A 17,445-nucleotide genomic window follows, 5' to 3' on the forward strand; every position below is an offset into this window, starting at 1 on the left:
TTGTTTACCGAAGGGTTACCATGTTCGGCCGGCAAGCCTTCCCTCGGCCGGCAAGCCCCCGGCATCACGCGGCGAGGCCGCGCTGGCGCAGCAGCGGCGTGATGCTCGGCAGGCGCCCGCGGAAGGCGGTATAGGCCTCCTTCGGGTCGCGGAGGTTGCCGGCACCGTAGACGTAGGTGCGCAGGCGCGCAGCCGTCTCGGGATGGAAGATGTCCCCGGCCTCGCGGAAGGCGTCGAAGGCGTCGGCGTCGAGCACTTCCGACCACAGGTAGCTGTAGTAGCCGGCCGCATAGCCGTCGCCCGAGAAGATGTGCGCGAAATGCGGGCTGCGATGGCGCATGGAGATCTCGGCCGGCATGGCGATGCGTTCCAGCGCATCCGCCTCGAAGGCCGCCACGTCGAGCCCGTCCTCGCCGGCGCTCGAGAGGTGCAGCGTCATGTCGACGATGGCCGAGGCGGTGTATTCCACCGTCGAGAAGCCCTGGTTGAAGGTGCGCGCGGCGAGCAGGCGCGCCAGCAGGTCCTCGGGCATCGGCTCGCCGGTGACGTAGTGCCGGGCGTGCTCGCGCAGGACCTGCGGCTGCTCGAACCAGTGCTCGTAGAGCTGCGAGGGCAGTTCCACGAAGTCGCCCGAGACGGCGGTGCCCGCCAGCAGCGGATAGGTCACGTCCGAGAGGAGCCCGTGCAGGGCGTGGCCGAACTCGTGGAACAAGGTGCGCGCGTCGTCGAAGGACAGGAGGGTCGCCTCCCCGGCCGGCGCCTTGGCGAAGTTCATCACGTTGACGATGATCGGCTTGACGTCGCCGATCAGGCGCTCCTGCGAGCGGAAGGCGCTCATCCAGGCGCCGCTGCGCTTCGAGGCGCGGGCGAAATAATCGCCGATGAAGACGCCGACCTGCGACCCGTCGGAGTTGCGCACGCTCCAGGCGCGGATGTCGGGATGGTAGCGCGGGAACTCCGCCAGTTCCTCGAAGACGAGCCCGAACAGGCGCGAGGCGGTGTCGAAGGCCGCCGCGATGACCCCGTCGAGGGAGAGGTACGGCTTGATCTCGCCCTCGTCGAGGTTGTGCTCCACCCGCCGCAGCTTCTCGGCGTAGAAGCGCCAGTCGTGGCGGGCGAGGGCGAAGTTGCCCCCTTCCGCCTGGACCAGGGCCTGGAGCCGGTCGCGCTCGGCCGCCGCGCGGCGATGGGCGGGCGTCCAGACGTTGCGCAGGAGGTCCATGGCCGCGTCGGGGGTCCCCGCCATGGTGTCGGCGAGCTTGAAATGCGCGAAGCTCTCGAAGCCCAGGAGTCTCGCCCGCTCCGCGCGCAGGGCGACGATCTCGGCGATGATGCCGCGGTTGTCGTGGGCGCCGCCGCCCTCGCCGCGCCGGGTCCAGGCCTCGTAGGCGCGCTCGCGCAGGTCGCGGCGGGTCGAGAAGACGAGGAAGGGCTCGATCAGCGAGCGCGACAGGGTGATGACGTGGCCGTGCTCGCCGCCGCGCTCCTTGGCGGCGCTGGCGGCGGCGGCCTTCAGGAAGGGCGGCAGGCCGGCCAGGTCGTCCTCGCCGTGGAGGGGCAGGACGAAGCCGCTCTCGTCGGCGAGCAAGTTCTGGCTGAAGCTGGTGCCGAGTTCCGCCATGCGGCCGCTGATCTGCGCCATCCGTTCCTTGGCCTCGGGGGCGAGGTCGGCGCCCGACCGGCGAAAGCGGGTCCGGTAACGGTCGAGGACGCGCCGTTCCTCCGGTCCCAGCGCTTCGGCGGTCTCGTCCACGCCGGCGATCCGGGCCCAGAGCCGGGGGTCGAGGTAGATCGCGCTGCCGTGGCGCGCCAGCCGCGGCGTGATCGCGCGCTCGACCGCCTGCAGCTCCGGATTGGTGTGGCTGCCGCTCAGGTTGAAGAACACCGAGGCGACCCGGTCGAGGGCCTGCCCGGCCGTCTCCATGGCGACGACGGTGTTGGCGAAGGTCGGCGCGTCCGGATGGCCGGCGATGGCCGCGATCTCGGCGGTATGGGCTTCCAGGGCCTCCTCGAAGGCCGGCAGGAAGTGCGCCGCCTCGATCCGCTCGAACGGCGGCAATCCGAAGGGGGTATCCCAGGCGGGCTCTGCGAACGGGCCGGAAGGGGTGGTGCTCGTGGTCATTGTCGTCCTTGGTCGTCCTAGCGGGATCGCGCCGCCGATGGCCCTGAAGGTAGAGGGGCCTTGGCCCCGCGCAAAGCCATCCTTTGCGACACAGGGCGACGCGGCCGCTCCCGATCGGTATGCGGTGAAGACCCGACGTCGATGACGACGCGGGCGACGCGTGAGGGGAATGCGATGCCGACGCCGCGACGAGCACACCCATCGAGGGTGAAAGTCTGTCTGTTCGTCGCCCTGTCCGGGGGGCTCTTCACCGTCATGCCGCCGTCCGGCTCGACCGCAGCCGAAGAGAAGACCGCTGTCCGGGAGACGTCCTCGGTCCAAGACAAGCCGGCGATACAGTCACCCTCGCCGGTGCCCCCTCCCCGCCCGGAAGAACTCGGCCCCTCCGCCGCATCGCCGAATCCTGTGCCAACTCCTGCGACAACCCCTGCGACAACCCCTGCGCCAACTCCCTCGCCGGTGCCTCCGAGCGCGCCGCCGCCGCCCGAGCGGCCGAGCGAGCTGACGCCGGCGGCTCCGGCACCCGCCGTCGCCGCGCCGCCGCCGGCCGAGATGCCGGCCCCGCCGCCGCGTCCCGCCGACCTCGGCTCCGAGACCGCCCTCGCCATCAAGGTCGAGGCGGTGGACGATACCGCCTGTCGCCGGCGCCTCGAAGGCCTCGGCGCCGTCGTCTCGCCCCTGCCCCCGATCGCGCTCGGCCAATGCGGGGCGGCGAGGCCGCTGCTGGTCTCGAGTCTCAAGGGTGTCGCGCTCAATCCGCCGGCCACCCTGGTCTGTCCTGCCGCCGAGGCCCTGGCGCGCTGGACGACGGAGGTCCAGGTCTTCGCGGAACGGGACCTCGGCGCACCGCTGGCCAGTCTCGGCATCGGCACCTCCTACCTGTGCCGCGGCCAGAACCACGATCCGGATGCCAAGCTCAGCGAGCACGCCTTCGCCAACGGCGTCGACGTGATGGGCTACGGCTTCACGGGCCGCGCCGCCATCGCGGTCGGGCCTGCGGCCAAGGGGACGCCGGAGGCGGCCTTCCAGGCCAACGCCCAGGCCAAGGCCTGCGCCTTCTTCCGCACGGTGCTGGGGCCTGGCTCGGACGCCGCGCACGCCAACCACCTGCATCTCGACGAGCGGGAACGGTCCGCCGGTCACCGACTCTGCCAATAGGCCGGGAACGGCATCGGTCCTCGTGGCTTGATGGTCCGGATGGACGACCGGGGTAGCACGGCGATGACGACGACGACGGCGGCGATGCGGACGGGTGCGGTGCTGTTTGCCCTCGTCGTCGGGGGCGGCCATGCCTTGGCCGCCCCCGACGACGAGCGGCTGACCAGGGATGGCGTCAACGGCGCGGCCTTCGCGGACGAGGGAGCCGGGGCCGGCCGTGCGTCGAAAAAGGACACCGCGCGCAAGGCGGCGGGCGAACGGCCCGACCCGCTGCTCGTCAAGGTGCAGGTCCTCCTCGATCGGGCGCGGTTCTCCCCGGGCGCCATCGACGGACGCGATGGCGACAACCTGCGCGGCGCGCTCGCCGCCTTCGCCGCGGCCCGGGAAGGCGCGGCCCAGGAAGGCGCAGCCAAGGACGCGTCAGCCAAGGACGCGTCAGCCAAGGACGCCTCGACCAAGGACGCCTCGGCCGGGAAGTCCCTCTACAAGCCGTTGTTCGAGACCCTCCAGGCGACCAGCGCCGACCCGGTCCTGGTCGACTACACCCTCACCGAGGACGACGTCGCCGGGCCCTACGTCGACGAGATCCCCGCCAAGATGGAGGATCAGGCCGACCTCAAGGCGATGGGCTACGAGACCCCGCGCGAGATGCTGGCCGAACGCTTCCACATGAGCGGCGCTCTCCTGGCGGCCCTCAACCCCGATGCGGCCTTCGACAAGGCCGGTACCGTCGTCACCGTGGCGGCGGTGCCGCCGATGGAGAGGGGCAAGCCGCGGGCGCTCAAGGGGAAAGCGGGCAAGGAAAAAGCCGGCCCGGAAAAAGCCGGCACGGAGAAGCCGGACACGCTGAAAGACGACCAGGAACCGCCGCGGGTGACCCGCATCGTGGTCGACAAAGCCGCACGCCAGGTCCGCGCGTTCGACCGTGACGGGACCCAGCTCAGGTTCTATCCCGCCTCGATCGGCAGCGACGAGAAGCCGGCGCCGTCCGGCACCGCCAAGGTCGAGGCGGTGGCCTTCGAGCCGACCTATACCTACGACCCGAAGTACGCCTTCGACGGCGTCAAGGCCAAGAAGCCCTTCGCGATCCGTCCCGGCCCCAACAACCCCGTGGGGCTCGCCTGGATCGACCTGTCGATCCCCTCCTACGGCATCCACGGCACCGCCGAGCCGGAGAAGGTCGGCAAGACCGAGTCCCACGGCTGCGTCCGCCTCACGAACTGGGACGTGCGCGACCTCGCCACCCTCGTCGAGAAGGGCGCCGTGGTGGAGTTCAAGGACGAGTAGCGCGGCGCAAGAGACCTGCGACGGCGAGCATCGCGGCATCGCACAGGAAGGCCAGCGCCGCCGTGGCGCAGGCACCCTGGAGCAGCGGAACCAGGTTCTGGTTCTGGAGGCCGGCGACGATGGGGGTGCCGAGGGTGGCGGCGCCGGCGAGCGCCCCCACCGCTGCGGTCGCCACCGCGAGGACGAGGCCGGTGCGCAGGGCGTCGAGGATCCCCGGCGCGGCGAGCGGCAGTTCCACCTGCCGCAGGACCTGGAGATCGCTTAACCCGATGGCCCTGCCCGCCTCGCGCGCATCGGTCGGAACGCCTTCGATGGCGCCGATCGTCCCGCGCAGCACCGGCATGATGCCGTAGGCGACGAGCGCGAGCAGCGTCGGCGGCCCCCCGAAGCCCAGCACCGGCAGGGCGAGGGCCACCACCACCACCGGCGGCACGGCCTGCGCGAAGGCTGCCACCCGGTCGATCTCTCCACGCCAGGCCAGGGCGCCCGCCCGCGTCGCCAGGACGCCGAGGCCGACCCCGAGGATGGCCATGACGGCGAGTCCGCCGGCCGCGATGGACACATGGCTGGCGCCGAGGTCCACCAGCCGGTCGAGGCTCACCGGCCGCAGGGCCGGTTGCCCGAAGGCCGCGACGAGGGAGCCGGCGACACCGGGAAGGCTCGCCGCGGCCAGGACCGCCCCGGCCAGGGCCGAGCCCCCTGCCTTCCCGACGCTCATGAGTGCGACCGCCGTCGTGCCATGGCCTCGGCCGCCCCGAGGCCCGCATCGGCCGCGAGGGACAGGCCGACGATGGGCAGGGCCCCGAGCAGGATCAGGTCGGGGGCGAATTGCGCCATGCCATCGAACACGATGCGTCCGAGCCCGCCCGCACCCACGAGGGCACCCAGGGTCGCGAGGCCGAGGCTCTGCACGGCCGCGACCCGCAGGGCGCCGACGAGGACCGGAGCGCCGAGGGGAAGCCTGACCGACAGGAGGACCTGACGGCGGCCGAGGCCGACGGCCTCTGCGGTATCGACCAGGGTGGCCGGCGTTCCCCCGAGCCCGGCCGCCAGGCCGCGCCAGAGCGGCAGCAGCAGGTAGGCCGCGATGCCGAGGATGGCGGGGCCGGGCCCGAGTGCGCTGAGCCCGGCTTCGCGCAGGCTCGGTACAGCGCTCAGGACGGCCGAGAAGGCGCCGACCAGGGCGCCGAACAGGGCCACCGCCGGCACCACCTGGATGCCGCTCACCACCACCTCCACCAGACCCTGACCGCGCCGCCACAGGGACATCGTCACCGCACAGAGGCAGGCGAGGACGAGGGCGCCGCCGGCCAGGACGAGGTGCTGGACGATCGCCTCGCCGAGGACGGCGTGGCGGGCGCGGAACTCCACGGCCAGCGAGAGGTGATCGAGGGTGCCCGACCGGGCGAGCGTGGTCAGGCCCGCGGCCAGCCCCGCGATGGCGATGGCGCCGAACCCCGGCATCCGGAAAGCGCGGACCGACCAGCCCGCCGCCGCCAGCAGGACCATGACCGCGCACCAGCCGCCCGATCCGACGCTCGCCCTGGCGGCGGTGGGGCGGCCGTCGAGGAGGGCGGTCGCGCCCGCGCCGAGACCGGCCGCCAACAGAAGCACGGCGGCGCCGAATATCGGCAGGGCCAGGGCGGCGCCCACCCGTCCCGGCGCGGCGGCGAACAAAGCCAGCCCGGCGAGACCGAGGCCGGCCACGGCATGGACGTGGCCGCCGCCGGCCGCGGCACCGAACGCCGGCGTCCCGAGCGCGAGCCGGTTGGCGGCCACCGACAGGAGCGGCAGCCCGTAGAGGCTCGCCGCCAGCGCCAGGGCGAGGATGGCGGCCGCGGCGGCACGGGCGGTCGTCATCGGCCCCCGCGCCGGTCGGCGAGGTAGCGCGCGGCCACCGCTTCGGCCGGCTCGCCCTCAACCGCCACGGCGGCGTTGAGCCGGCGCAGGGTCGCGGCGTCGAGGGAGCGGAACAGGTCGGCCAGGGCCGGGCGGATGCCGGGGTGCCGGGCGAGGCTGGCCTCCCTGATCACCGGCGCCACCTCGTAGACGATCTGCGCGTTTTTGGGGTCGGCCATCACCACGAGGTCGAGGGCGGAGAGGGCGCCGTCGGTGCCGTAGACCATGCCCGCATCGACGCCGCTGATCCCCTGCGCCGCCGCCCGCGCGGTCACGGCGGTGTCGCCACCGGGCAGGCTGATCACACGGTCTCGCGGCATGTGGAAGCCGTAGGCCGCTTCGTAGGCCGGCAAGGCCGCCGGGCTCTCGACGAACTCGGTGGAGGCGGCGAGCCGGATCAGGCCACGCCGCACGGCCTCGGCGAAATCGGCCATCGTCGCCAGTCCCTCGCGCCGGGCGAGATCGCCCCGGACCGCGATGAGCCAGGTGTTGTTGGCCGGCGCCCGCTCCAGCCAGACGAGGCCACGGGCGGCATCGCTGCGGGCGATGCTCGAAAAGGCGCCCTCCGGCGTCCGCCAGGCGGGGTCGGTCTCGGTACCGGTGAAATAGGCGCCGTTGCCGGTGTATTCGGGATAGACGTCGACATCGCCCGACAGCAGCGCTGAGCGGACGATCAGGGTCGGGCCGAGCCCGAGGCGCCGCTTTACGGTCAGGCCGAGCCCTTCGAGCACCAGGGCGATCATGGCTCCGGTCAGGGCGCCCTCCGTATCGCTCTTCGAGGCGACCACGAGGACGCGGTCCGCCGCCACGGCGCCGCGCCGGGAGGCGTCGACGAGCGCGAAGGCGACCATCGCTCCAGCGACGAGGGATCGCCTGGGGAGGGTGGCGTGCGACACACGCGTCACGCTGGTTCTTCGGCCGTCATGCGCACCGTAACGGGCATCGCGAGTGTATTCTTTCATACCGTGTGTCGCGCCGATGTATCACTGCGTTACATTACGCGAACGTCGAGGGGTTCTACAGGACGTCCGGAGCTTGACACCACGCCCCGGACGGGCGACGGCTCGGGTCCGTCGTCCGAGACCGAGCATGGCAGACGCCGCTCCCCGACCCGGTTCGTCGCTTGCCGCGGGCAGGCGATCCAAGGGTCGAGGCTGCGGCCTTCTCGACGACGACGCACCCTAGGGAAGACATCGCAGCGTGAGTGCTGAAGCGAACGACGACCTGCTGAACGGAGTCCGGGTGCTGGTCGTCGAAGACGAGGCGGCGATCTCGATGCTGCTCGAGGACATGCTCCTCGACTTCGGCTGCACCGTGGTCGGCCCCGCCGCGCGTCTGGCCACCGCCCTCGAGATGGCCGAGGCCGAGAGCTTCGACGTCGCGATCCTCGACGTGAACGTGGCCGGCGAGCCGATCTATCCGGTGGCCGAGGCGATCGTGCGCCGCACGCTGCCGCTGGTGTTCTCCACCGGCTACGGTGGTGCCGGCATCCGCGAGCCGTTCCGGGATTGCCCGGTGGTGCAGAAGCCGTTCAGCCAGGCCGACCTCAAGCGCACCCTGACGGCGGCCATCGTCGCCGCCCGGAAGTAGCGGCCTTACAGCCCTTCGATCGGGAAGGCGTCCGGCACGTGCACCGGCCAGGAGGCCGGGGCGACGAAGACCGCGTCGGCCCTGAAGACCAGCCCGGCGTGGCGGGGATGGCGGCTGATCCAGCCGCGCACGGCCCGCGAGAACCGCGCCCGCTTCCTCGCGTCGATCGCCTCCACCGCATCCCGCATCCGGGCCCGGGCCTTCACCTCCACGAAGGCGATGGTCTCGCCCCGGCGCAGGATCAGGTCGATCTCGCCGCCGGCCGCGCTGAAGCGCCGGGCGAGCGGCCGATACCCCTTGAGCATCAACGCGACGAGCGCCAGCGTCTCGGCGGTGCGTCCGCGCAGATAGGTGGCGCGGCGGCGTCCTTCGGGACCCGCGAGCCGCCCCCTCGTCATCGCCGCGCCAGCACGAGGGCGCGGGCGTAGACCGCCCGGCGCGGCTGGCCGGTCTCGTCGGCCACGAGGGCCGCCGCGTCCTTGATCGAATGTCGCTCCAGGGCCAGGGCGATGGCCGCATCGAGCCCGGCGTCCGCCTCCTCGGCGGCTGGCTCCTCGGTGGGCGTCCCGATCACGACGACGACCTCCCCCTTGGGCGCCCCCTCTTCCGCGAAGGTTTCGGCCAGGGAGCCGAGGGTGCCGCGCCGAATGGTCTCGTAGAGCTTGGTCAATTCGCGGGCCACCGCCGCCGGGCGGGCGGGTCCGAGGATCGCGACGGCGTCCGCCAGCATCTCCGGCAGGCGATGGGGCGATTCGAACAGCACCAGCGTCCCGGGAATGTCCGCCAGGGCAGCGAGGCGGTTGCGCCGCGCCCCGGACTTGTGCGGCAGGAACCCCTCGAAGAAGAAGCGATCGGTGGGCAGGCCTGCGGCGACGATGGCCGTCATCACCGCCGAGGGCCCGGGAATCGGGGTGATGACGAGGCCCGCCTCGATCGCCGCCTGGACGAGCTTGAAGCCGGGGTCCGAGACCAGGGGCGTGCCCGCGTCCGAGACCAGGGCCAGGGCCTCGCCGGCCTGCATGCGCGCGATCATCCGCTCGCGTACCGCCGCGTTGGAATGCTCGTGATAGGCCACCAGCGGCGTGGTGATCCCGTAGTGCATCAAGAGCGTGCGGGTGACTCGGGTGTCCTCGGCCAGCACGGCGTCCGCCGCGGCCAGGGTCGCGAGGGCGCGGAACGACACGTCCTTCAGGTTGCCGATGGGGGTGGCGACCACGTGCAGGCCGGGCTCCAGGGGCTGCGCCTCCGCCGCGAGGCCGAAGGCGGTGAAGGTGGCCGGCGCCGTGCCCTCGGGCAGGGTCGGCCGCCGCCGGCTGCGGTTGTCGATGCGGGTGGGTGGCGCTGCCTTGGTCATGGGCGCCACCTTGCCACGGCGAACGCCGGCGATGGAATGGCGCTGGCGGGGACCGCCGGACATTTACTTTTCGCCCCCAGACTTTAAGCCCGACCGACGGCCGGCGGTCGCAAGCTGAAGGGGGGAGCCATGCGCCTACGAGATCGCTTCGGCAGGCGGCGGCATGCCCTCCCCCGCGGCCTCGCTCCGGCCGTCGTCCTGTTTGCATGCGCGCTCGCCGCCTGTGTCGGCGGGCCCGACGGCGGTCCCCGGTCTGCGGCGCGCACGCCGCCGGTGGCGGCCGATGCACCGGTCGCCGCCGATGCGGTCCCCGTTTCGGGCACCCGGATCGGTGCCGGTTCGGTCAAGCTCGCGCTGATCCTGCCGCTCACCGGACAGGGGGCGGCCATCGGCACGGCGATGCGCAACGCCGCCGAACTCGCCATCGAGGATTTCCAGAAGCCCGACCTGGAGATCCTGGTGAAGGACGACCGTGGCACGCCGGACGGCGCCCGCGAGGCGGCACAGGCCGCGCTGACGGATGGGGCCGACCTGGTGCTCGGTCCACTGTTCGCCGCCAACGTCCAGGCCGTGGCCGGCGTCGTCCGTCCCGTGGGCAAGCCGATGGTCGCCTTCTCCACCGATGCGGCGGTGGCGGCGCGGGGCGTCTACCTCCTCAGTTTCCTGCCCCAGACCGAGGTCGACCGCATCGTCGACGCGGCGGTGGCCGGCGGCCGGACCTCGTTCGCCGCCCTCATTCCGGAATCGAGCTACGGCAACGCCGTCGAGGCGCAGTTCCGGGAGGCCGTGGCGCGAAAGGGCGCGCGCCTAGTCGTCCTGGAACGCTACCCTCCCGGCAACCCGGCCGCCGCCGTCGCCCGCGTCTCGGGCCTGATCGCCGGCCCCGGCGCGCAGGCGGATGCGCTGTTTTTGCCCGACACGCCGGAGGGGCTCACCGCCCTCGCCCCGGCGCTCACCCGGGCCGGCTTCTCGCCCGCCCGCGTCAAACCCCTCGGCACCGCCTTGTGGAACGACCCGAGGGTGTTCGCCCTCCCCGCGCTTCAGGGCGGCTGGTTCGCGGCCGCCGATCCTGCCGGGTTCGCAACCTTCTCGCAACGCTACCAGGCCCGGTTCGGGGCGGCGCCGCCCCGGGTGGCGACCCTGGCCTACGACGCGGTCTCGCTGAGCGCGGCACTGACCCGCCAATACGGCTCGCAGCGCTTTGCCGACGCCACGCTCACCAACCCGGCGGGGTTCGCCGGCACCGACGGCACCTTCCGCTTCCGGCCCGACGGCGCGAGCGACCGCTCGCTCGCCGTCAGCGAGGTCCGCAGCGGCGGTGCCGCCATCGTCAGCCCGGCGCCGCGGGCGCTCGGGCCTTCGGGGACTTGAGCGACTACTCGCCGTCGATCCGCTTGCCGAGGAGCGCGATGGCGCGCTGGTAGACCGAGGCCGCGTTCCAGCCCTGGATCGCCGCGAAGTTCGGCTCGCCGGGCTGGTAGCCGGCGCCGGCCCGCCAGCCGTGGGCCTTCAGGAAGTTGGCCGTGGCGTTCAACGCGGCCGGGGCGTTGTCGAGGCTGCCGCCGGTGCCGTAGTTCAGGACGCTCTTGGGCAGGAACTGGGTGTGGCCGATCTCACCGTGGGCCGCACCGCGGGTGCTCGAGCTGAGGATGCCCCTGTCGACCAGGGTGAGGGCGGCGTAGAGCTGGTCGGTGAAGAACTCCGAGCGGCGGCAGTCGTAGGCGAGCGTCGCCACGGCCGAGAGGGTGTTGATGTTGCCCTTCACCGCGCCGAAGCCCGTCTCCATGCCCCAGATCGCCAGGAGCGGGCCGGCCGGCACGCCGTAGCGCTGCTCGATCGAAGCGAACAAAGCCGCCTGCGACTGCTTGAGCGACCGCCCGCGCGAGACGATGGCCGGGCCGCCGCGCTTGGCCAGGAACTGGTCGAGGGTGAGCTTGAAGCTCTTCTGGCCCCGGTCCGCCGAAATGGTCGCGGTGGAATAGGACGTCGTCATGAGGGCGGCGAGGCTGGCCGCGCTCGCCCGGCCCTTGGCCTCGTCGGCGAACTGCTGTTTCCAGGCCTCGAATCCGGCACCGGTGTTGCCGCATTGGGCCGCGTCGGCCGCCCCGCCGAGGCCGACGGCGGTGCAGACGCCAAGGGCCAGCGCGACGGTCCGATACCTGCGTGTGATCATCGACATAAACTCCCTGAGGCGGCGGGCCAGAAAACCGGGGCACGACCTCGACATCATGTGCGTCGATCGCGACCGATCTGCCGCTCTCGGACGATGCCGTCCTCTTGCCATTCCTTCGATGGGGAGGAAACCATGGCGCCGCGGGAAGCGGCGTTTTTATCGGACCTGCGGCAGGACTGTCGCTCTCCAAGACTGTCGCTGTGCTTGACGTTTGCTCCGGCCGGGACCGGGGGAGCTCACCCCGCCAGTTGCGCGACGACCGCGTTCAGCACCGGCGCGCCTCGGGCCGTCGTGGCGATGCGCCCGCCAGGCCGCCGCGCCACCAATCCTTCCGCCACGAGCGTCGCGAGCCGATCCGCGTCGAGGGCGCGGCCCTTCAACGCCGCATAACGGGCGGGGTCGATGCCCTCGGCCAGGCGCATCCCCATCATCAGGAACTCGTCGCCCTGGACGGCCGGGCTCAGCGTCTCGGTGGAAACGATGCCGTGACCGTCGGCCTCGACGCGCGCGAGCCAGGTTTCGGGGGCGCGCTCGGTCACCGTGCCGATCCGCCCCTGCGGCGTCACGAGGCGGCCGTGGGCGCCCGGCCCGATGCCGGCGTATTCGCCGTAGCGCCAATAGAGCAGGTTGTGGCGCGACTGCGCGCCGGGCCTGGCGTGGTTCGAGATCTCGTAGGCGGCGAGGCCGGCGCGGTCGCAGACCTCCTGCGTCACGTCGTAGAGGACGCGCGCGGTGTCGTCGTCCGGCGGCACCAGCCTGCCGGCCGTAAACAGACCGTGGAACGGCGTGCCCGGCTCGATGGTGAGCTGATACAGCGACAGGTGCTCGGCGGCCCGCGCGATGGCATCGGTCAGTTCCGCCCGCCAGGCCTGAGCGGTCTGGTCGGGACGGGCATAGATCAGGTCGAACGACGAGCGGTCGAAATGCCTGGCGGCCACGGCCACCGCCGCCAGGGCCTCCTCGGCCGTATGGAGGCGGCCCAGGCGCTTGAGAGAGGCGTCGTCCAGGGCCTGGACGCCGAGCGAGACCCGGTTGACGCCGGCGGCCCGGTATCCGGCGAAGCGACCGGCCTCGACGCTGGTGGGGTTGGCCTCCAGGGTGATCTCGACGTCGCCGGTGGTGCCCCAGGCCGTGGCGATGGCGTCGAGGAGCCCGGCGACGGTGGCCGGCTTCATCAGCGAGGGGGTGCCACCGCCCAGGAACACGCTGGAGACGGTGCGACCGGGGGTGCGCGCCGCCACGTGGGCGATCTCGGCCCGGAAGGCGGCGAGGTAGCGCGTCTCGTCGACCGGGGCATGGCGGACGTGGCTGTTGAAGTCGCAATAGGGGCATTTGGCGGCGCAGAACGGCCAATGCAGGTAGACCCCGAAGCCCACGTCGCGGGTCGGATGGTCGGGGGCCATGGGGTGGGCCGACATGCGCTGCGATCGAATCCGTTCCGAACGAGGCCCGCTTCCCTCGCCGGAGGGACGGGCCGTCGCACTCATACCCGCCGCAGGCAGGCCGCGGCCAGCAGAACGAAGGCGCGGGCCCTGTGCGACAGTGCCGCCCCGGACTGCCAGTCGACGCCGTGCTTCTCGTCCGACGTCATCTCCCCGAAGGTGCGGTCGTGGTCGTCGGGCAGGAACAGCGGATCGTAGCCGAAGCCGAGACCGCCGCGCGGCGGCACGATGCTGCCGAAGACCCGGCCCTCGAAGGTCTCGAGGTGGCCGTCGGGCCAGGCGATGACCAGGGCCGAGACGAAATGGGCACGCCGCTCGGTGGCGCCGCGGCGGTCGAGTTCGTGCGCGACCCGGCCCATGGCGCCGGCGAAATCCTTCGACGGCCCGGCCCAGCGCGCGGAGAACAGGCCGGGTGCCCCGTCGAGCGCATTCACGCACAGGCCGGAATCGTCGGCGAAGGCGGGCAGGCCGGACGCCCTGGCGGCGGCCTCGGCCTTGATCGCCGCGTTCTCGCAGAACATCGTCCCGGTCTCGTCGGGCTCGGGCAGGCCGAGCTCTCCGGCCGAAACGGCCTCGATCCCGAACGGCGCGAGCAGTTCGCGCATTTCGACGAGCTTGCCCGGGTTGTGGGTCGCGATCACGACCTTGCCGGTAAGGAGGCGATGATCGCTCATGCGATGGCCTGTTTCTGCAGGGCGACCAGTTCGGCGATGCCGCCCTTGGCCAGACGCAGGAGGCTGAGGAGTTCCTCCTCCGAGAACGGCTTGCCCTCGGCGGTGCCCTGCACCTCCACGAGACCGCCCGAGCCGGTCATGACGAAGTTCGCGTCGGTCTCGGCGGCCGAATCCTCGGCGTAGTCGAGATCGAGGACGGGCGTTCCCTTGTAGATGCCGCAGGAGATGGCGGCGACGTGGTCGCGCAGGGGGTCGACCGAGATGATCGAGCGGCCGCGCATCCACGAGAAGCAATCGTGCAGGGCGATCCAGGCTCCGGTGATCGCGGCGGTGCGGGTGCCGCCGTCGGCCTGGAAGACGTCGCAATCCACGGTGATCTGGCGCTCGCCGATGGCCGGCAGGTTGGTGACCGCGCGCAGCGAGCGGCCGATCAACCGCTGAATTTCTTGGGTGCGCCCGGAAGGCTTGCCCGCCGTGACCTCGCGGCGGTTGCGCTCGTGGGTGGCGCGCGGCAGCATCGCGTATTCCGCCGTGACCCAGCCCTTGCCCGAGCCACGCAGCCACGGCGGGCCGCGCTCTTCCAGGGAGGCCGTGCACAGCACCTTGGTCTCGCCGAAGGTGACGAGGCAGGACCCTTCGGCGTAGCGGGCGACCGACCGTTCGAGGGTGACGGTACGCAGGGCGTCGGTGGCGCGCTTCGACGGCCGCATCGGCGTCTTCCTCAGGGTGCTCTCGCTCGGGGTGGTCCGGAACGATGAGGCCGCGCTCTTAGGCGTCCGTCGTGTGGGCGGCAAGCGGCGGGACGCCGACCCGAAGGGTCGTGTCCCGCCCGTGCGGCTCAGTACCGGAAGCGGCGGCCGTGGTGGTGATGGTGGCGACGGCCGTAGTGGTGGCCGAAGTGACGGCCGCGATGGTGATGGAAGTGGCGGCGGTGATGGCGACCGTGATGACGCCAGTGACCGCCACCGTAGCGGACTTCGGCGATGTCGGTGGACGGGGCGACGACCTCGATCGGAGCCACGGCGGGAGCCGCCTCGGCGGTCTTCGGGCTACCGAACATCATGCCGCCGACGATGGCGACGACGAGGGCGGACGACTTGACCAGACCGGCCAGGGTTGGGAACTTCATCGCATGAACTCCTGTGAAGCACTCACTCGGATCGAGCCGGCCCGCGGTGGCGGGCGAGCGCGATAAGCGGAGACAAACGTCCGACACCCGCGAAACGACCCGACACCGGCGTGTTTTTCTCCGACTTAATTTCGCGGCCGCCGGGGATTAGTGTCGCGCCGCGGTCCGTCTCGTGCGTCCCTCGTCACCGGGATGCCGGCGGGGTCGGCCAGGATCAGGACCCGTGCAGGACGACCCGTGCAGGACCAGGACCAGGACCCGTGACAGAGCACCCTCGCCCGTTCTCGACCCACCACGCTCTCTCCGGCCTCGACACGCGGGCGCGGGAAATCTTCCGGCAGATCGTCGAGAGTTACCTGTCCACCGGGGAGCCGGTGGGCTCGCGCAACCTCGCCCGCATCCTGCCGATGCCGCTCTCGCCGGCCTCCATCCGCAACGTGATGGCGGATCTGGAGCATTCCGGGCTGATCTTCGCACCCCACACCTCCGCCGGGCGGCTTCCCACCGAGCAGGGCCTGCGTTTCTTCGTGGATGCGATGCTGGAACTTGGCGACGTCGGCCGCGAGGAACAGGAGCGGATCGAGGCGCAGATGCGGGCGGCCGCCTCCGGCCATACCTTCGAGAGTGCGCTGGCCGAGGCCTCGACGCTGCTGTCGGGCATCTCGCGGGGGGCCGGCGTCGTCGTCACCACCAAGGCGAATGTGCAGCTCAAGCACATCGAGTTCGTGCGGCTCGACCCGCAGCGCGCCCTCGTCGTTCTCGTCTCCGACGACGGTTCGGTGGAAAACCGGCTGCTCGACCTGCCGCCCGGCCTGCCGGCCGGCGCGCTCCAGGAGGCCTCGAACTATCTCAACGCCCGCCTGCACGGCCGCACCTTGGGCGGCCTGCGCGCCGAGATCGAGGCGGGGCGCCAGGCCATGAAGCAGGAGCTCGACGCCATCACGGAGCGGCTGGTGGATGCCGGGCTCGCCGTCAGCGTCGGCCCGAGCGAGGCGCGCCAGCTGATCGTGCGCGGCCAGGCCAATCTCCTCGACGACCTGCGCGCGGCGGAGGATCTCGAACGCATCCGGCTGCTGTTCTCCGACCTCGAGACGCAGAAGGAGGTCATCGACCTCCTGTCCCGTGCCGAGGGCGGCGAGGGCGTGCGAATCTTCATCGGCTCGGAGAACAAGCTGTTCTCGCTGTCCGGCTCGTCGATGATCGCCGCTCCGTTCCGGGACGGGTCCCAGAAGATCGTCGGCGTCGTCGGCGTCATCGGCCCGACCCGGCTGAACTACGCGCGGATCGTGCCGATGGTCGACTATACGGCCCGCGTCGTTTCGCGGATGCTCGATCGCGGGCCCAGGTAGCGCTCGGCCCGCGAGTGAGCGCGCGGCCCGAAGGCCGCACGCTTTTTCGGCTCAGCCGCGGATCACGTCGACGATCTCGTAGGTGTCGGGATCGACGATGACGATGTCGTCGTCCACCAGCACGTAGCGGTAATCCTCGTACTCCGGCACCACCCGGACGATCTCGGGCGGCAGGGTCGAGAGGGTGTAGCTACGGGCGATGGCGGTCCCAACCGTCAGCGCGAAGGCGCCGGCGGCCAGACGGGTCACGCCGCCACGGCGAAGCAGGCTCTGGCGGAACTCGGTGCGCTGCGGGGCGCCGAGACGGCCGAAGGCACCGCGGGCCGCGCCGCGCTCGCCGCGCATTCCGCGATCGCCACCGCGTCCGTCGCGGTCCGCCCGACCGTCGCGGTCGCCGCCACGTCCATCACGATCCGCGCGGCCGTCACGATCGCCCCCGCGCCCGTCGCGTCCGTCGCGGTCCATCTTGCCGTCGCGGTCGCCCCGCTCGGCGCCCTTGCCGTCACGGTCGCCCTTGCCGTCGCGATCACCCTTGCCGTCGCGATCACCCTTGCCGTCACGCTCCATCTGTCCGCCTTCGCGGCCGCCGCGGGCGCCATCCTCGCCACCCCGTCCGGGAGCACCGCCGGCCCGGCCAGGTGTTCCGGCCTCGCCGGCACCGCCACGCATGCCACCACCCGCACCGCCGGCCGCGCCACCCGCCTCACCGGCGCCGCCACGCATACCGGCGCCACCGGCACCACCGCCGGCACCCATGCCTGCGCCGCCGCCGACGCCGCCGCCCGCACCGCCACCAGCACCGCCGCCAGCAGCCCCGCCGCCCGCACCGCCACCAGCAGCCCCGCCGGCGGCACCGCCGCCAGCGCCGCCACCGCCGCCGGGACCGCCCTGCGCGACCGCGCTCGCCACACCGGCCACCATCAGGGCAGCCGCCATCGTGCTCCGCATGAGCTTATTCATGACCATCCATCCAATCGTATTCGAGATCCGGCGCCACGAATGAACGCCATCGCGAACCCGAAACGAGACTGCATACAAAACCGTTCCGTCCCATCGCGGTGGGTCTTGCGAAAGATCACGTCGGGACGAAACTGCCGGCAACGGCAAGCTAAGCGATGGCGCTTGTTGGCCTTCGCGAGCAAAGGGCGAAAAGCTTGAGCATTCCGGTCGATCGCGATTGAAAGTCGGTCGTCGAATACGGTCCGGCGGGCACGCGTCTTGCGCCCGTCGGTCGGCGTCCGTGGGGGCGAGCCGGGGCTTCTCGCGAA

17 protein-coding genes are annotated in these 17,445 nt (G+C 72.0%); 5 read left to right on the plus strand and 12 right to left on the minus strand.

Annotated elements, in window-relative coordinates:
- Nucleotides 1-64 precede the first annotated feature (64 nt).
- Nucleotides 65-2,122, minus strand: coding sequence for a M3 family metallopeptidase (locus ASF39_RS11275; protein WP_056283914.1), 2,058 nt, complete (start codon nucleotides 2,120-2,122; stop codon nucleotides 65-67).
- A gap of 459 nt (nucleotides 2,123-2,581) precedes the next feature.
- On the opposite strand from ASF39_RS11275, the gene ASF39_RS11280 reads away from it, so the two are divergent.
- Complete coding sequence (locus ASF39_RS11280; RefSeq protein WP_244472373.1) at nucleotides 2,582-3,280, plus strand: extensin family protein; 699 nt, start codon at nucleotides 2,582-2,584, stop codon at nucleotides 3,278-3,280.
- A gap of 84 nt (nucleotides 3,281-3,364) precedes the next feature.
- Entirely contained in the window at nucleotides 3,365-4,567 is a 1,203-nt protein-coding gene (locus ASF39_RS11285; protein WP_056284403.1) for a L,D-transpeptidase, read from the plus strand.
- Here the strand turns inward: ASF39_RS11285 and ASF39_RS11290 are convergent.
- Genes ASF39_RS11290 through ASF39_RS11300 form a run of 3 tightly spaced genes read right to left on the minus strand, consistent with a single transcriptional unit; the run spans nucleotide 4,554 to nucleotide 7,317 of the window.
- Nucleotides 4,554-5,285, minus strand: a complete 732-nt coding sequence (locus tag ASF39_RS11290) for an ABC transporter permease subunit (protein WP_056283917.1) — start codon at nucleotides 5,283-5,285, stop codon at nucleotides 4,554-4,556. The two genes, ASF39_RS11285 and ASF39_RS11290, sit on opposite strands and share 14 nt — an antisense overlap.
- Nucleotides 5,282-6,427 carry an ABC transporter permease subunit gene (locus tag ASF39_RS11295; protein WP_056283920.1) on the minus strand — a complete coding sequence of 382 codons (1,146 nt, stop codon included), beginning with the start codon at nucleotides 6,425-6,427 and terminating at the stop codon, nucleotides 5,282-5,284. The genes ASF39_RS11290 and ASF39_RS11295 overlap by 4 nt, the downstream gene beginning before the upstream one ends.
- Nucleotides 6,424-7,317 (minus strand): glycine betaine ABC transporter substrate-binding protein, encoded by an 894-nt coding sequence (locus ASF39_RS11300; protein WP_056283923.1) that lies wholly within the window; start codon nucleotides 7,315-7,317, stop codon nucleotides 6,424-6,426. Before ASF39_RS11300 ends, ASF39_RS11295 begins: the two co-directional genes overlap by 4 nt.
- 349 nt (nucleotides 7,318-7,666) lie before the next feature.
- On the opposite strand from ASF39_RS11300, the gene ASF39_RS11305 reads away from it, so the two are divergent.
- Entirely contained in the window at nucleotides 7,667-8,056 is a 390-nt protein-coding gene (locus ASF39_RS11305) for a response regulator (protein WP_055885406.1), read from the plus strand.
- Nucleotides 8,057-8,061: 5 nt separating this feature from the next.
- Here ASF39_RS11305 and ASF39_RS11310 read toward each other — a convergent pair whose 3' ends face one another.
- Together ASF39_RS11310 and rsmI are read right to left on the minus strand one after the other, a co-directional pair.
- Entirely contained in the window at nucleotides 8,062-8,454 is a 393-nt protein-coding gene (locus ASF39_RS11310) for a YraN family protein (RefSeq protein ID WP_055885409.1), read from the minus strand.
- The gene (rsmI, locus tag ASF39_RS11315; RefSeq protein ID WP_056284407.1) at nucleotides 8,451-9,410 is read right to left on the minus strand and encodes a 16S rRNA (cytidine(1402)-2'-O)-methyltransferase; all 960 of its coding nucleotides are present in this window, start codon (nucleotides 9,408-9,410) and stop codon (nucleotides 8,451-8,453) included. The genes ASF39_RS11310 and rsmI overlap by 4 nt, the downstream gene beginning before the upstream one ends.
- Nucleotides 9,411-9,539: 129 nt before the next feature.
- Between rsmI and ASF39_RS11320 the strand changes: the two genes are divergently transcribed.
- The gene (locus ASF39_RS11320; protein ID WP_082494519.1) at nucleotides 9,540-10,781 is read left to right on the plus strand and encodes a penicillin-binding protein activator; all 1,242 of its coding nucleotides are present in this window, start codon (nucleotides 9,540-9,542) and stop codon (nucleotides 10,779-10,781) included.
- A gap of 4 nt (nucleotides 10,782-10,785) precedes the next feature.
- Here the strand turns inward: ASF39_RS11320 and ASF39_RS11325 are convergent, their stop codons facing one another.
- The 5 genes from ASF39_RS11325 to ASF39_RS11345 form a co-directional block, all read right to left on the minus strand.
- Entirely contained in the window at nucleotides 10,786-11,583 is a 798-nt protein-coding gene (locus tag ASF39_RS11325) for a lytic transglycosylase domain-containing protein (protein ID WP_055886342.1), read from the minus strand.
- 236 nt (nucleotides 11,584-11,819) lie between these two features.
- Nucleotides 11,820-13,001, minus strand: a complete 1,182-nt coding sequence (gene hemW / locus ASF39_RS11330) for a radical SAM family heme chaperone HemW (protein WP_056283925.1) — start codon at nucleotides 12,999-13,001, stop codon at nucleotides 11,820-11,822.
- 65 nt (nucleotides 13,002-13,066) lie between these two features.
- Nucleotides 13,067-13,699, minus strand: a complete 633-nt coding sequence (rdgB, locus tag ASF39_RS11335) for an RdgB/HAM1 family non-canonical purine NTP pyrophosphatase (RefSeq protein ID WP_056283928.1) — start codon at nucleotides 13,697-13,699, stop codon at nucleotides 13,067-13,069.
- Entirely contained in the window at nucleotides 13,696-14,409 is a 714-nt protein-coding gene (rph, locus tag ASF39_RS11340) for a ribonuclease PH (protein WP_056283931.1), read from the minus strand. Before rph ends, rdgB begins: the two co-directional genes overlap by 4 nt.
- Before the next feature lie 128 nt (nucleotides 14,410-14,537).
- Nucleotides 14,538-14,828: a hypothetical protein gene (locus tag ASF39_RS11345; protein ID WP_055885420.1), complete on the minus strand. Its 291-nt coding sequence runs from the start codon at nucleotides 14,826-14,828 to the stop codon at nucleotides 14,538-14,540.
- A 260-nt stretch (nucleotides 14,829-15,088) separates the two neighbouring features.
- Between ASF39_RS11345 and hrcA the strand changes: the two genes are divergently transcribed.
- Nucleotides 15,089-16,177 carry a heat-inducible transcriptional repressor HrcA gene (gene hrcA / locus ASF39_RS11350; protein ID WP_056283934.1) on the plus strand — a complete coding sequence of 363 codons (1,089 nt, stop codon included), beginning with the start codon at nucleotides 15,089-15,091 and terminating at the stop codon, nucleotides 16,175-16,177.
- Between the two features lie 51 nt (nucleotides 16,178-16,228).
- Here hrcA and ASF39_RS11355 read toward each other — a convergent pair whose 3' ends face one another.
- Complete coding sequence (locus ASF39_RS11355) at nucleotides 16,229-17,113, minus strand: DUF1236 domain-containing protein (RefSeq protein ID WP_244472374.1); 885 nt, start codon at nucleotides 17,111-17,113, stop codon at nucleotides 16,229-16,231.
- Nucleotides 17,114-17,445: the final 332 nt, after the last annotated feature.

The sequence above is a fragment of the Methylobacterium sp. Leaf108 genome (assembly GCF_001423265.1).
In the GTDB taxonomy this organism is placed as follows: domain Bacteria; phylum Pseudomonadota; class Alphaproteobacteria; order Rhizobiales; family Beijerinckiaceae; genus Methylobacterium.

What these genes read in the sequence shown, in the direction of transcription:
- ASF39_RS11275 (WP_056283914.1), bottom strand. Translation starts at nt 2,122, where the DNA reads ATGACCACGAGCACCACCCCTTCCGGCCCGTTCGCAGAGCCCGCCTGG.
- ASF39_RS11285 (WP_056284403.1), top strand. Translation starts at nt 3,365, where the DNA reads ATGCGGACGGGTGCGGTGCTGTTTGCCCTCGTCGTCGGGGGCGGCCAT.
- ASF39_RS11290 (WP_056283917.1), bottom strand. Translation starts at nt 5,285, where the DNA reads ATGAGCGTCGGGAAGGCAGGGGGCTCGGCCCTGGCCGGGGCGGTCCTG.
- ASF39_RS11295 (WP_056283920.1), bottom strand. Translation starts at nt 6,427, where the DNA reads ATGACGACCGCCCGTGCCGCCGCGGCCGCCATCCTCGCCCTGGCGCTG.
- ASF39_RS11300 (WP_056283923.1), bottom strand. Translation starts at nt 7,317, where the DNA reads ATGGTCGCCTTCGCGCTCGTCGACGCCTCCCGGCGCGGCGCCGTGGCG.
- ASF39_RS11310 (WP_055885409.1), bottom strand. Translation starts at nt 8,454, where the DNA reads ATGACGAGGGGGCGGCTCGCGGGTCCCGAAGGACGCCGCCGCGCCACC.
- rsmI (WP_056284407.1), bottom strand. Translation starts at nt 9,410, where the DNA reads ATGACCAAGGCAGCGCCACCCACCCGCATCGACAACCGCAGCCGGCGG.
- ASF39_RS11320 (WP_082494519.1), top strand. Translation starts at nt 9,540, where the DNA reads ATGCGCCTACGAGATCGCTTCGGCAGGCGGCGGCATGCCCTCCCCCGC.
- ASF39_RS11325 (WP_055886342.1), bottom strand. Translation starts at nt 11,583, where the DNA reads ATGATCACACGCAGGTATCGGACCGTCGCGCTGGCCCTTGGCGTCTGC.
- hemW (WP_056283925.1), bottom strand. Translation starts at nt 13,001, where the DNA reads ATGTCGGCCCACCCCATGGCCCCCGACCATCCGACCCGCGACGTGGGC.
- rdgB (WP_056283928.1), bottom strand. Translation starts at nt 13,699, where the DNA reads ATGAGCGATCATCGCCTCCTTACCGGCAAGGTCGTGATCGCGACCCAC.
- rph (WP_056283931.1), bottom strand. Translation starts at nt 14,409, where the DNA reads ATGCGGCCGTCGAAGCGCGCCACCGACGCCCTGCGTACCGTCACCCTC.
- ASF39_RS11345 (WP_055885420.1), bottom strand. Translation starts at nt 14,828, where the DNA reads ATGAAGTTCCCAACCCTGGCCGGTCTGGTCAAGTCGTCCGCCCTCGTC.
- ASF39_RS11355 (WP_244472374.1), bottom strand. Translation starts at nt 17,113, where the DNA reads ATGGCGGCTGCCCTGATGGTGGCCGGTGTGGCGAGCGCGGTCGCGCAG.